General features: G+C 58.3%; 15 protein-coding genes. 7 read left to right on the top strand and 8 right to left on the bottom strand.

What is annotated here, in order from left to right; genetic code table 11:
* Positions 1-27: 27 nt before the first annotated feature.
* The 6 genes from BT199_RS22230 (at position 28) to fic (ending at position 5,573) form a co-directional block, all read left to right on the top strand.
* Positions 28-486, top strand: coding sequence for a GNAT family N-acetyltransferase (locus BT199_RS22230; RefSeq protein WP_072435467.1), 459 nt, complete (start codon positions 28-30; stop codon positions 484-486).
* 321 nt (positions 487-807) lie between these two features.
* Positions 808-1,464 carry a DedA family protein gene (locus BT199_RS22225; RefSeq protein ID WP_003194521.1) on the top strand — a complete coding sequence of 219 codons (657 nt, stop codon included), beginning with the start codon at positions 808-810 and terminating at the stop codon, positions 1,462-1,464.
* Positions 1,465-1,470: 6 nt separating this feature from the next.
* On the top strand, positions 1,471-2,286 hold the full coding sequence (locus tag BT199_RS22220) for a M90 family metallopeptidase (protein ID WP_072435466.1): 816 nt from the start codon (positions 1,471-1,473) through the stop codon (positions 2,284-2,286).
* 109 nt (positions 2,287-2,395) lie between these two features.
* Positions 2,396-2,923: an inorganic diphosphatase gene (gene ppa, locus BT199_RS22215; RefSeq protein ID WP_003176323.1), complete on the top strand. Its 528-nt coding sequence runs from the start codon at positions 2,396-2,398 to the stop codon at positions 2,921-2,923.
* Between the two features lie 211 nt (positions 2,924-3,134).
* Positions 3,135-3,905, top strand: a complete 771-nt coding sequence (locus BT199_RS22210; RefSeq protein WP_014720107.1) for a LexA family transcriptional regulator — start codon at positions 3,135-3,137, stop codon at positions 3,903-3,905.
* Between the two features lie 546 nt (positions 3,906-4,451).
* Positions 4,452-5,573, top strand: coding sequence for a protein adenylyltransferase Fic (gene fic, locus BT199_RS22200; protein WP_032904192.1), 1,122 nt, complete (start codon positions 4,452-4,454; stop codon positions 5,571-5,573).
* 64 nt (positions 5,574-5,637) lie between these two features.
* Here fic and BT199_RS22195 read toward each other — a convergent pair whose 3' ends face one another.
* On the bottom strand, positions 5,638-5,874 hold the full coding sequence (locus tag BT199_RS22195) for a hypothetical protein (RefSeq protein WP_003194531.1): 237 nt from the start codon (positions 5,872-5,874) through the stop codon (positions 5,638-5,640).
* A gap of 505 nt (positions 5,875-6,379) precedes the next feature.
* On the opposite strand from BT199_RS22195, the gene ycaC reads away from it, so the two are divergent.
* Positions 6,380-7,012 carry an isochorismate family cysteine hydrolase YcaC gene (gene ycaC, locus BT199_RS22190; RefSeq protein WP_072435465.1) on the top strand — a complete coding sequence of 211 codons (633 nt, stop codon included), beginning with the start codon at positions 6,380-6,382 and terminating at the stop codon, positions 7,010-7,012.
* Positions 7,013-7,149: 137 nt separating this feature from the next.
* Here ycaC and BT199_RS22185 read toward each other — a convergent pair whose 3' ends face one another.
* The 7 genes from BT199_RS22185 to BT199_RS22155 all read right to left on the bottom strand — a co-directional run bounded on the left by BT199_RS22185 (position 7,150) and on the right by BT199_RS22155 (position 12,676).
* On the bottom strand, positions 7,150-8,307 hold the full coding sequence (locus BT199_RS22185) for a glutathionylspermidine synthase family protein (RefSeq protein ID WP_072435464.1): 1,158 nt from the start codon (positions 8,305-8,307) through the stop codon (positions 7,150-7,152).
* Between the two features lie 11 nt (positions 8,308-8,318).
* Positions 8,319-9,029, bottom strand: a complete 711-nt coding sequence (locus BT199_RS22180) for a DUF1190 domain-containing protein (protein ID WP_003194537.1) — start codon at positions 9,027-9,029, stop codon at positions 8,319-8,321.
* An 18-nt stretch (positions 9,030-9,047) separates the two neighbouring features.
* A complete protein-coding gene (locus BT199_RS22175; RefSeq protein ID WP_003194539.1) occupies positions 9,048-9,476 on the bottom strand; it encodes a DUF350 domain-containing protein in 429 nt (142 codons plus the stop codon).
* A gap of 16 nt (positions 9,477-9,492) precedes the next feature.
* Positions 9,493-10,167, bottom strand: a complete 675-nt coding sequence (locus tag BT199_RS22170; protein WP_020302431.1) for a DUF2491 family protein — start codon at positions 10,165-10,167, stop codon at positions 9,493-9,495.
* The gene (locus BT199_RS22165) at positions 10,154-11,188 is read right to left on the bottom strand and encodes an ion channel (protein ID WP_072435463.1); all 1,035 of its coding nucleotides are present in this window, start codon (positions 11,186-11,188) and stop codon (positions 10,154-10,156) included. The genes BT199_RS22170 and BT199_RS22165 overlap by 14 nt, the downstream gene beginning before the upstream one ends.
* 72 nt (positions 11,189-11,260) lie before the next feature.
* Entirely contained in the window at positions 11,261-11,821 is a 561-nt protein-coding gene (locus BT199_RS22160) for a rhomboid family intramembrane serine protease (RefSeq protein WP_072435462.1), read from the bottom strand.
* Positions 11,822-11,977: 156 nt separating this feature from the next.
* The gene (locus BT199_RS22155; protein WP_014720114.1) at positions 11,978-12,676 is read right to left on the bottom strand and encodes a PspA/IM30 family protein; all 699 of its coding nucleotides are present in this window, start codon (positions 12,674-12,676) and stop codon (positions 11,978-11,980) included.
* Between the last annotated feature and the right edge of the window lie 17 nt (positions 12,677-12,693).

Genomic DNA, 12,693 nt, shown 5'->3' with positions numbered 1-12,693 from the left:
TACCCCATTTGGAAGTTGAGGCCTGGCATGCGGATTACTCAAGCGACCCTGGAACACCTGGACCTGTTGACCCCGTTGTTCGTCAAATACCGCGAGTTCTACGGGGCCCTGCCGTCCCCGGACTCGTCACGGGCCTTTTTGGAAAAGCGCCTGCGGCGCAAGGAGTCGGTGATCTACCTGGCCCTGGCCGACGATGATGACAAGCGGCTGCTGGGGTTTTGCCAGCTCTATCCGAGCTTTTCCTCACTGTCTCTCAAGCGGGTATGGATCCTCAACGACATCTATGTGGCCGAGGATGCGCGCCGGCAACTGGTGGCCGACAACCTGATGCGCACGGCCAAGAAAATGGCCAAGGACACCCACGCGGTACGGTTGCGGGTATCGACCAGCAGCGATAACGACGTGGCGCAGAAGACCTATGAGTCGATTGGGTTTCGCGAAGACACCGAATTCAAAAACTACGTGTTGCCGATCAACGAAGACTGAAAACCGGTAAGCCAAACACCGCAATATCCTTGTGGGAGCTGGCTTGCCTGCGATGGCGGAGTGTCAGCGAGCACTTCTCATACTGACCCACCGCTATCGCAGACAAGCCAGCTCCCACATTGGGTCCGGCGACTGGCTTGAAGCCCAGCCCCTTCACAATTTCGCGACACTCCCCGCTACAAAAGCCACACGCTTTTCACCTCTCAATCCGTATAATGCCGACCTTTCAGGGTTGTAAGAACCGCGACAATTACTTGTAGCCTTATTGCCTGAGCTTCCGCACAAGCCCGCTGAGCCGGGCCATTCACACAGGTGCCATCCATGGATTTCAACCCGCTTGACCTTATCCTGCATCTCGACGTTTACCTCGATATGCTGGTAACCAACTACGGTCCGTGGATCTACGCCATTCTGTTCCTGGTGATTTTTTGCGAAACCGGCCTGGTGGTCATGCCCTTCCTGCCGGGCGACTCCTTGCTGTTCATTGCCGGTGCCGTAGCGGCCGGCGGCGGTATGGACCCAGTCCTGCTGGCCGGCCTGCTGATGCTGGCGGCCATCCTCGGCGACAGCACCAACTATGTGATCGGACGAACGGCGGGCGAGCGCTTGTTCAGCAACCCGAACTCCAAGATCTTCCGCCGCGACTACCTGCAAAAGACCCACGACTTCTACGACAAGCACGGCGGCAAGACCGTGACGCTGGCGCGCTTCCTGCCGATCCTGCGTACCTTCGCGCCGTTCGTCGCGGGCGTGGCCAAGATGCCGTATCCACGCTTCTTCGGCTTCAGCGTACTGGGCACCATCCTGTGGGTCGGCGGCCTGGTGACCTTGGGTTACTTCTTCGGCAACGTGCCTTTTATCAAGAAGAACCTGTCGCTGCTGGTGGTGTTCATCATTCTGCTGTCCCTGGTGCCGATGATTATTGGCGTAGTGCGCAGCCGCTTTGGCCGCACGTCCTCCGAAGCCAACCCGCACTGATTGCCCGTGTGGTCCTTCAGCGCCTGGCGTCGCCGGCGCCTGCTGGCCAAGCACCCGATTGCCGATGACATCTGGCAACGGGTGCGCCACCACCTGACCTTCCTCGACGGCATCACGCCGGAGCAAGATCAGTGGCTACGCGAAGCCTGCGTGGTGTTCCTCAGCGAAAAACACCTCACCGCCCTGCCTGGCGTCGAACTGCACCAGGAACAACGCCTGCTGTTCGCCGCCCAGGCGCAACTGCCGCTGATGAACCTGGGCGACCTCGACTGGTACCAAGGCTTTCATGAGATCGTGCTGTACCCCGACGACTTCCTCAGCCCACAACGCCATCGCGATGCCAGCGGCGTCGAACACGAGTGGGACGGCGAACACAGCGGCGAAGCTTGGCAACAGGGCCCGGTGATCCTCGCCTGGCCCGGCGTGCTCGCCAGCGGCCAATGGGAAGGCTACAACCTGGTCATCCACGAACTAGCGCACAAGCTGGACATGCTCAACGGCGACGCCAACGGCCTGCCGCCGCTGCACCACGACATGCGCGTGCAGGACTGGGCCAACGTCATGCAAGGCGCCTTCGATGACCTCAATCGCCAGCTGGACGCCAACCCGGACGCCGAAACCGAGATAGACCCCTACGCTGCGGAAAACCCGGCGGAGTTCTTTGCCGTCACCAGCGAGTATTTCTTCAGCGCCCCGGATTTACTGGTCAACAGTTATCCACAGGTGTACGCCCAACTCAGCCGCTTTTATCGCCAGGATCCCCTGGCCCGCCTGACTCAACTGCAAGCCAGCGACCTGCGCTACGCGCCACAGGGCGAATGACCGTACGACGCTTGGCGCATGGCATCGGCGTCAGAATATGCCTATAATCGCCGCCACTTTTAGGCCAATCCGGCCATGTCATATGGCCAACTAACGGGGGCAACGCCCAATGAGCTACAGCAAGATTCCGGCTGGCAAAGACCTGCCGAACGACATCTACGTCGCCATCGAAATTCCGGCCAACCACGCGCCGATCAAATACGAAATCGACAAAGACAGCGACTGCCTGTTCGTTGACCGTTTCATGGCCACCCCGATGTTCTACCCGGCCAACTACGGTTTTATCCCTAACACCCTGGCTGACGACGGTGACCCCCTCGACGTGCTGGTCGTGACCCCTTACCCGGTCACCCCAGGCTCGGTTATCCGCGCACGCCCAGTCGGCATCCTGAACATGACCGACGACGGCGGCGGCGATGCCAAAGTCATCGCAGTGCCACACGACAAGCTGTCCCAGCTGTACGTGGACGTGAAGGAATACACCGACCTGCCGCCACTGTTGCTGGAACAGATCAAGCACTTCTTCGAGAACTACAAAGACCTCGAAAAAGGCAAGTGGGTGAAGATCGACGGTTGGGGCAACGCAGACGCCGCCCGCGCCGAGATCATGAAGTCGGTTGCCGCCTACAAAGGCTGATACCCGCGCCTCATTGCCACGGCAATTAAAAAGCCCCGTTAATTCGGGGCTTTTTTATGGGCCGAATTAAACATCAAGTTCAATGTTTATTTGCAGCGTTTAACTAAGTTGCACACCTGAAAGATCCGGCCACAACTAAGCCAAATCCTACAACCGCAAATCAACGCATGGTTTATTTGATTAGACTTTCCGGCCAGTAAACTCTGCGTTTATGAATACATCAGGTGATCGTTTAAAAGCGCTACTACGGGAAGTTCATCTTTCCGCCTCCGACTTCGCCAAGAACCGCGGCGTCACGCCTCAGCACGTGAACAACTGGTTCAAACGCGGGGTCCCCATGGGCCGACTCAACGAGATCGCAGAGTTGCTGTGCGTCTCAAGTCGCTGGTTAAGCGACGGCAAAGGCCCCAAACACCCGCCCGCCAACTACCTGTTGGAAGGCCCCACCGCAAGGATTGCAACCGCCCGCGAAGACACAGGCAAATACCTCACAGGCCCCGCCTGCCGCCCGGAAAAAACCGACGTGGAGATCCCCCTCCACCCCACCTTCACCTCAACCGAACGCATCCGCGTCTCCCTGCACAGCCTGGAAACACTCAACGTAAACCCCGACCGCGCGATAGGCGCCTACATGGTCGACAACAGCATGATCGACATCATCCAACAAGGCGCCACCCTCGCCATCGACCGAGGCCGTACCCAAATCATCGACGGTGAAATCTACGCCGTCGAACACGACGGCATGCTGCGCATCAAATACCTCTACAACCGCCCTGGCGGCGGCCTGCGCCTGCGCAGCCACAACGCCAGCGAACACCCGGACGAATACCTCAACCACGAGGAACGCTTCGAGCAAAGCTTCAAGATCGTCGGCTGGGTATTCTGGTGGTCCACCCTCAACAACCGCCGCCCACCGGTGCCACTGGATGAACACCTGCTGGGCTGGGAAGGCTCTAAATCGGAACCGGAGGTGGGCAACTGAAGTGAATGTGAGTATCATGCGCCGCACATTTGGCAGGGGTCGCTTCTAGCTGACTCCCTGCTGGCGAAGCGGAGGAGTTCCCGCGGATGCCCTACTATTCAGCCCGACGCAATGTGGGCTGAGCGATTTGAAGGCTGGTGAGGTTTGTCAAAAACAAGCTGAGGCAGTCCCCGAGAAGCCGGCCACAAGCCGGCTTTTTAATGCCCCCCCCTTAAACATCAATCACGTAGCCTTAAAGATCCACTCTGCCCCCCCTGAACATGTCTCTGGTGCAATAGGCAGCCATTCAAAGGCCAGTGGGCTCCAGCAATATCAAAATGACTCGACGCAATCTAGGTGTATTACCCCTTCTTCATTGCTTCACCCAAATAGTCAGCGACCTGATCGATATCCAACATGTCGCCAACAGCGACGCGAGGATGAAACATGTCGCAAAAATACAAAAATAACGACACGTTATGCACGCAGGCTTACACTAGCGACATGACAAGGGCGCTTATAAAAGCGGCCTTACCTTTAACTGGACGTCCTAGTGAGCGTGCGCCCATGACTAACCCCCAACGGCCTTGGCAGGCGGATAGACCCTATAACCAGCTTCCACCCTTGCCGCCAAAGGCAGAACTGGAAACCCGAGCAGTCCTCAAACGCTGCATCGAAGCTCGAGCAGCCTTGGCCGAATTGAAACAAGCAGCCGAGCTGATTCCTAACCAGACGATGCTGATCAATACGATCCCGCTGCTGGAAGCCAAGGACAGCTCCGAGATCGAAAGTATTGTCACTACTACAGATTTACTCTTTCAGCATGCCCAGGATTGCGCCAATCATGCAGATCCCGCGACCAAAGAAGCCCTCCGGTACCGCAAGGCTCTACATAACGGTTTCCAGTCTCTGGCTGAACGTCCACTCTCTACCGGCACAGCAGTAGAGATCTGTCGAACGCTCAAGGGTGTAGACATGGACATCCGTCGAGTGCCAGGCGTCCAGCTAGCCAATGATCGGACCGGAGAAATCATCTATACCCCACCAGAGGGCGAAGACCGCTTACGCGACTTGCTCACCAACTGGGAACGTTTTCTACACAACGAGACAGACCTCGACCCGCTGGTTCGCATGGCTGTCGGACACTATCAGTTCGAGGCTATTCATCCATTCACAGACGGCAACGGTCGTACCGGGCGCGTGCTAAACACCCTGTATCTGATCCAGGAAGGTCTGTTGAATCTACCGATTCTCTACCTTAGTCATTTCATCATTGCGCATAGAGCCGATTACTATCGACTACTGCTTGATGTCACACGCGAACAGGCCTGGGAGCCCTGGCTGCTGTACATGCTTACTGCCGTGGAAGAAACCGCTCGCTGGACCAGTGCAAAAATTGCCGCCATTCGCAGCCTGTCCGAGCACACCAGCCAATTTGTTCGCGAACGTTTGCCGAAAACCTACTCACGCGAATTGGTGGACGTGATTTTTGAGCAGCCCTATTGCCGTATTAGCAACGTCGTCGACAAGCAGATCGCTCAGCGCCAGGCTGCTTCTCGCTACCTCAAAGAGCTGGTCTCCATTGATGTTCTGCAAGAGGTTCAGGTCGGAAAGGAAAAACTGTTCATTCATCCAAAGCTGATGCAGTTGCTGATTCGCGACAGCAACGAATTCAAGCCCTATTTCTGAGCCGAAATTAAGGAAATCGTGAATAAGTCGCCTGGACGATCAAAACCGAACAGGCGACGTCATATCACCTAGGCTGCAAACACTCCACAGCCCTATCCGCCACCATCTTCGCCATCTCCACCAAATGCATCACCGCCCTCTGTGGCGCAGCCACTGACTCGCCGATCACCTGCGACGTAGCCAGCGCACAATGCAGCAGCTCAGCCACCTGCACCCAGGCATCCTCGAAGCTCAGTTCTTCATTGACCGTAAATGGGTTGGTTGCGCCTGACGACGGCGAATCCGAAACAACGTTATCCATAGCAAAACTCCAATCGATAATTTGAAGCTGCCAATTACGCGACTAAACGAAAGGTGGCAGCTGTACGCAGGTTAGTCGACCGGTCGATTGGAACCCGGCGCACCCGAAGGTGCCCTGCGCACAGCCACCATAAGATGCAGGCGATGAGGTGCCTGACTCATGAGTTGCATATGCGCCAATCGAATCCGGGCGACTAAACCCGATCACTGAATTAGCAGTGACGGTCAGCAGCCTAGTCACCCAATTCCACTGGCGCAAGCGGTTGGGATTCTCTCGGAAACGTCCTGCAAAGGAAAGGGATCGGACCTGCTGGCTACTCAAAATCAGGCAATTCACTCCTGGTCTGCACAGCGACCCGGAGGCCTGAAATCGGGTGCCAACTATTGTCCACTTTAAGTTGACAGTAAGACTCCTCCCACCCGATTTATCCCTCGTCACCCACCCATTAATCTGTGCCCATGTTGAACGCAACGCCCAACCAACCTAAACAAAAAAGGATTCAACCATGAGCACTGCAACCTACAACCGCTTGAACAAAGACGACGCCATTGTTCTGCTGGTCGACCACCAGACCGGCCTGATCTCGCTGGTGCAGGACTTCTCCCCCAACGAGTTCAAGAACAACGTGCTGGCCCTGGCTGACCTGGCCAAGTTCTTCAACTTGCCGACCATCCTCACCACCAGTTTCGAGCAAGGCCCTAACGGCCCGCTGGTGCCGGAGCTGAAGGAGATGTTCCCGGACGCGCCGTATATCGCTCGCCCTGGTCAGATCAACGCCTGGGACAACGAGGATTTCGTCAAGGCAATCAAGGCCACCGGGCGTAAGCAGATCATCATTGCCGGTGTGGTGACGGATGTGTGTGTGGCGTTCCCGACCTTGTCGGCGCTGGCAGAAGGTTTTGAGGTGTTTGTGGTGACGGATGCATCGGGCACGTTCAATACCACCGTGCAGCAAGCGGCGTGGAGCCGGATGACGCAGGCCGGCGCGCAGTTGATGAACTGGTTCTCGGTGGCGTGTGAGTTGCACCGCGACTGGCGCAACGATATCGAAGGGCTGGGGAATTTGTTGTCCCAGCGGATTCCTAACTACCGCAATTTGATGAACAGCTACTCGGCCCTGTCTGCTCGCCCGAGCTAAGACTGCCATGCTCCGTATTGAGCCTGCCTGAAAAGGCAGGCTTTTTTATGGGTGTAGATTGAGATGCGTGTGGGTGACGCGGAGCGTCACTGGATGCGTTACCACGCGGAGCGTGGGAACGAACCCGTCAGACGTCCCTAATCCAGGATCAAGTGCGGCAGAAACCGGCTTGAATCCTTGGTGATCAAGCTATTGTCCTCGCGCACACCGATGCCGGCGGCCTGGTCGCCAATGACCCAAGAGCCGATCAGCGTGTAGCTGTCACCAAATTTTGGCAGCGGTGCGAACTCTTGAAGGATGAAGGGCGCATCCGTGTAGGGGCCGTCTTCTTTTACGGTCAGGCCTTCGGCGGTTTGCAGTTCGATGTTGGCGCCTTCACGGGAGAAGAACGGTTTGCGCACCCAGCCTTTTGGCACGGCTTTGCCTGGGTCGGTGTCCAGGTGGGACGCGAGCAGGTTGGGGTGGCCTTTGTTGAATTCCCACAGCAGCGGCAGGATGCCTTTGTTGGAAATAATGGATTTCCACGCGGGCTCGAAGAACTGTGTGTCGCTCTGGGCAATCGCGGCACCAAAGGGTTCGTGGAAGATGAACTCCCAGGCGTGCAGTTTGAACAGGTGGGGAATCCAGCGATCTTCAAGGTCGACGAAGCGGCCTTCGCTGTTCAGGCCGATGTCTTCGATGTCGATGTGGCGCGATTCGATGCCGACCTTTTCAGCGACCAGGCGCAGGTAGTCGGTGGTGCCTTTGTCTTCGACCGAGTCTTTCATCGAGGCGAAGTAGAACGGCTGGTTGACCTGCAGCTGCGCGAAGGCCTGGTGCAGTTTGGTGTCGATGCTGTTGAACTGGTCGGCGTGCTTGGGCAGCAGGCCGCGTTCGATGCATTGTTCCAGCCAGCCCCACTGAAATGCCGCGGCTTCGTAGAGGCTGGTGGGGGTGTCGTAGTTGAGTTCCAGCAACTTGGCGGGCCCGCTGCCGTTGTAGGAGAAGTCCATGCGCCCGTACAGGTGCGGGTGGCCTTCGAGCCATGAGGTGCGGATCATGTCGTAGAAGGGCGCGGGGATGCTCAGGCGTTCAAGCAGCTCTTCGCTGTGGACCACGCGGGCGACGAGGTCCATGCACATGTCATGGAGCTCGGTGGTCGGGTCTTCGAGGTCGCGCTCGATTTGCTTGAGCGTGAACTGGTAGTACGCGCTTTCGTCCCAGTAGGGTTCGTCGTCGATGGTATGGAACAGGAAGCCGAGACTCTCGGCGGTATGTTTCCAGTCATGACGCTCTGCGCATTGGATCTTCTTCATGGCCGGTTTCCTTAGCTGCTCGACCCGCCGCCCCAGCCACTGCGTGCGCTGGCTTTGCTGCCGAAGCCGCCGCGGGAGGTGGCCGATGAAACCGAGCTCGACGTAGGTGAAGAGCGCAGCGTGCTGGTGTAATTGCTGCTGCCGTACCGGGCCTGGTTCGAGCGGCCAAAGGTCGCGCCATTGGACACGCGTTGGTTGAGCGTCGAGTTGCCGTAGTTGCCGCGATCATCGCGATAGCGGTACACCGGTTCCGAGCGGTAGCTGTTGCGGTTGTTGCTCAGCATGTTGCCGATCAGCAGGCCGGTCAGCAGGCTGCTGGTGGAGAAGCCTGAGCCACCGCCGCTGGCCTGAGCGTTGGCCGCTTGCGCATTGGCAGCGTCGACCTGGGATTGGGTCACCTGGCCTTCGGCGGTCAGTTCGAAACCGCCCAAGCGCGGGATGAATTTGCCGGTGGAGTCTTGCTGGCACCAGTCAGCGACAAAGTCGGCGTCGCAATCGGCCTGGCTGTCATACACCGGCGCAATGCGGCGATGCTCGGCCATGGCCGTCATGTAGGCGTCCGAGCAGACGTCTACCGGAAGTTTTTCATCGGCGCATTGCTGTACCGATTGGAAGTTGTACTTCTTTTGCAGGTCGTAGGTTTTTTCCGTTGGGCCACAGCCGGATATCGCCATGGCGACCGACGCTGCCAGCGACAGCTGGACGTACTTGCTTCGTTTCATCGGGAGCTCCGTGGGCAATCAGTTCGAGGTGGGCGTCATGCACGCGGCATTCAGCATGCCGACGCTGATGGCCACCGCGGCCACGTAGATACCGGCCGCCAGTTCGCCCTTCTTGATGCGCTCGGACGTGCCCTTGAGCACCAGGCTGGTCAGCAGGAACGCCAGCAGTTGGACGACGGCGGCGATCACGGCCCAGACGATGAAGTCGAGAACGTTGATCGAGTAGGCAATCACATTGCTGGCCGGAATGGCGAAACCGACGATGGCACCGCCCAGGGCGACCGCTGCGGAGGTGTTGCCCGCACGGATCAGTTCGAACTCCTTGTGCGGGGTGATGCGGGTGTAGATGAACTGGAACAGCGCGAACAGTACCGCAGCCCCCAGGATGTAGAGGACAAAGCCGAGCACCGCAGCTTTGTTGAGGGAGATGGAGAGTGCTTCTAGCATGGACGGCTTCCTTTTTTTAGAGCGTAGTCAGGTCGGTGGTGTACAGCGAAATGCCCAGGGATGTGCTCAGGCTGATGGTGCCTTCGGCATCTTCTTCGACGGAGAACAGCAGGAACTCTCGGCGGTCGGTCAAGCCGGTGTCGCGGGCGTATAGCATCGAACGGTGCTCGACGCTGTAGGTGGCTTCTGGGCTGATGACCTGTTCGCTCATCGCCACCAATTCGGTCTGGCCATCTTCGCTGCCCCACTCCCGGAAGAACTCGACGCCGTCGTGGGTGTAGGTCGGCAGACCGATCAGGCTTTGTGGGCCCGCGAGCCTGCTCAGTTCCGCTTCACTGCTGATGGTGACGTAACTCAGGTAGTTGAACAGAATCACTGACTCGACCTGGCCCGCTATCTGGCCGGTGGTGTGCACCTGCAACCAATAATCTTCGTCGTTCATGTAATAGCGCGACAGCCAGGTGGACTGGCCGAGGTCGATGGTGCCGTTGCTCCAGATTTCCTGGGAGCCGGGGATCACCACGTTGGTTTTTTCATCGAGCAGCAATTTCAGAGTCGTGTCAAACATCACGCCCTTGCCCGGCGCCAGGCCCAAAGGGCCGGTGGCAGGCAGGCTTGGGCTGGCGGTTCGGCTCGAGTCGGTAGTGGCTTTTGGGGCCTCAAGCCCCATCAACTGTTTAAGCCATCCCATGGGAGATTTCCTTAAGGCGAGTGGAAGCGATGTAGAAGAGTTCGCCGCCTTTGACCGCTGTGGCACTGGGCGGGTTGATCGACGGCTGCTGAATACCTTTGGCGCGATAGCCAATGAGGGTGGCGTTGTGGCGCTCCTTCATCTGCGTGTACAGCTCGCCGAACGTTGCCTCAAAGGCGTCGGGCAATTTCATCAGGTACTGGGTGGCGCCCTGCCCCACGCACAGCAACTCATTGATGACCACCGACGAGCCCGGATCCTGAGAGGCGCGCACCAGCATTTCGATCGCCATGCTGGACGTGCATTCCAGGCGCGGGGCGTAGGAGCTGGCCAGTGCAGCGATTTCACTTTCGTTGAAGTGGGCGACCACATGCCCGACGGGGCTCAGTTGATTCACCGCCAGCACGGTGGCCAGCGTCAGGTCATCAGACGGGGTCCGCACCAGCACACGCTCGGCACCGGGCACACCGGCACGCAGCAACAGTGCGGTGGAAGACAGGCTTTCGCCGCGGATGAACGCTGCTTTGCCCGGCATCGGATTTTCTTCAAGGCTGCAATCGCAGATCACGATCAGGTTGTCGTTCGAGGTTTCGTCTTGCAGCAACAACTCAATCACCCGCTCGCTGGACGCGCCCTCCCAGCCGATCAGCACGGTATGGCCGACCTTGCCGGTGAAATCACCTTTGCCCTTCATGCCCTTTCTCCATGCATCGATAACACTGCTGGTGGTTTTGCCGATGGCTGCCGTGAGCAGCGCAATGCCCCCGAGCATGACCCAGGCCGCCACGAAAATTCGCCCAGCAGACGTCTGCGGCGCGAGGTCGCCATAGCCGACGGTGAGTGTGGTGGTGAGATAGAAGTAGATAAACGTGGCGGCAGCGGTGAGGTGTTGTTCGCCCAGCAACACCAGGCCCAGGTAAGCGGTGCTCAGGTGGACACCCAAGGCAACGATCAGGCCTGCCCAACCGAAGCGATGAAAGAGGGACGAGGCGTACATGCGTAACAGTAGGAAAATCGACATTTAGCCCCTGGCTCCCTGGGTACTTGAATCCTGACGACAGCATCGCCTCGGCGTCTGGATGCTCAAGTGCGTTCACCCGGCATTAAACCCGCTGCGCGGCGTGGATAGAAGTACCTTGGCTGCAATAAATCCGGCGAGCGCACCAAACAGATGCCCTTCGAAGGAAACGCCCTGCCGCGGAAGGAAGCCCAAGATCAGCCCGCCATACAGCAAAGCCACAACAGCGGCTGTTAGCAGGTTGCCCCAGCTTCTGTGAAACCAGGCGCGAGACAGCAGATAGGCCCATAGCCCGAACACCCAGCCGCTGGCGCCGACGTGTACGCCTGAAAAACCGAACAGCCAGACCAACAAGCCGCCTAGCAGAATGACGATGGCACTGACGGCGATGAACCGGTTGACCCCTTCGATGATGACCAAAGAACCCAGGATCACAAAGGCAATCAGGTTGGCGCTCAGGTGGGCGAAGGAGGCGTGCAAAAACGGTGATGTGAGGATGCCGAACAGACCCTGCATCGTTCTCGGGATTAGCCCGAATGCCATGAGGCTGTAACCGGTCACCACATTGAGCAGTTGCAGCGCGACCATGAAGAGGGCCAGGCCTGCGATTGTCTTGAAACCCTTCAAGGCGTTCATCCTGACCTCAACATACAAAAGAAGAGCACTGCGACTGTGGCGAGGGAGCTTGCTCCCGCTGGGGCGCGAAGCGGCCCCAAAAACAGGACTGCTGCGCAGCCCAGCGGGAGCAAGCTCCCTCCCCACAGAGTTGCAGGCTTAACTGACCTACGTTGATTACTCAGCCGACTTTTGCTTCAGACGCTCCAGAATCGCATTGGCACTGCCTTCGTTCGGCGTGATGCCGGCATCGCGCAGTTTGCGTTCCAGGTCTGTCCCCGTCGACGCTTCAGCCAGCTCATCCTGGGCTTGCAGCTCAGCGGCGCGTTGTTGCTGTTTGGCCTGCAAGCGATTGAGCGTACCGACGGCGGTTTCCAGCTTGCCGTTGGCACCGCCGCTGGCAATGGAGGCACTGACCTGGGCCTTTTGCACGCTGTCGCGAGCCTTGGCCATGTCCACTTGCTGGCGCAGGCTTTTGATGCGGCTTTCGGCCTTGGTGATGTCTTTGCGCATGCTCTCAGCGTACCCACCGAACTCGGTGGTCTGCTTTTGCTCAACGTCCCGCTCGTTGGTCAGGGTCGAAATGGCTTCGGCCACTTCCAGGGCGAGGTCTTCACGGTTGGCCTGGATAGCGGCCATCGCCTTGGATTCCAGGTCTTTGATCTTGGCGTCGTACTCGCCAACACGATCAGCCGCCAGTTTGTGCTTGGCCATGATGCTCACCAGCTCACGCTTGGCGTTGGCCAAGGCGCTGTCTGCATCGCGAATTTCCTGGTCAAGGATGCGCAGGGCCTGTTGGTCGACGATCGATTCGCCGACTTCGCTGGCACCGCCACGCAACGCGGTGAACAATTTGCTCCAGATGGACTGAGTCATTGGGTTTTCCCGAATAA

Origin of the sequence: Pseudomonas sp. NFR02 (assembly GCF_900119375.1) — a bacterium.
Taxonomy (GTDB): Bacteria; Pseudomonadota; Gammaproteobacteria; order Pseudomonadales; family Pseudomonadaceae; genus Aquipseudomonas; species Aquipseudomonas paracarnis.
Note: the sequence above shows the minus strand (reverse complement) of the source record. Positions and strands in the feature narration are given on the sequence as shown.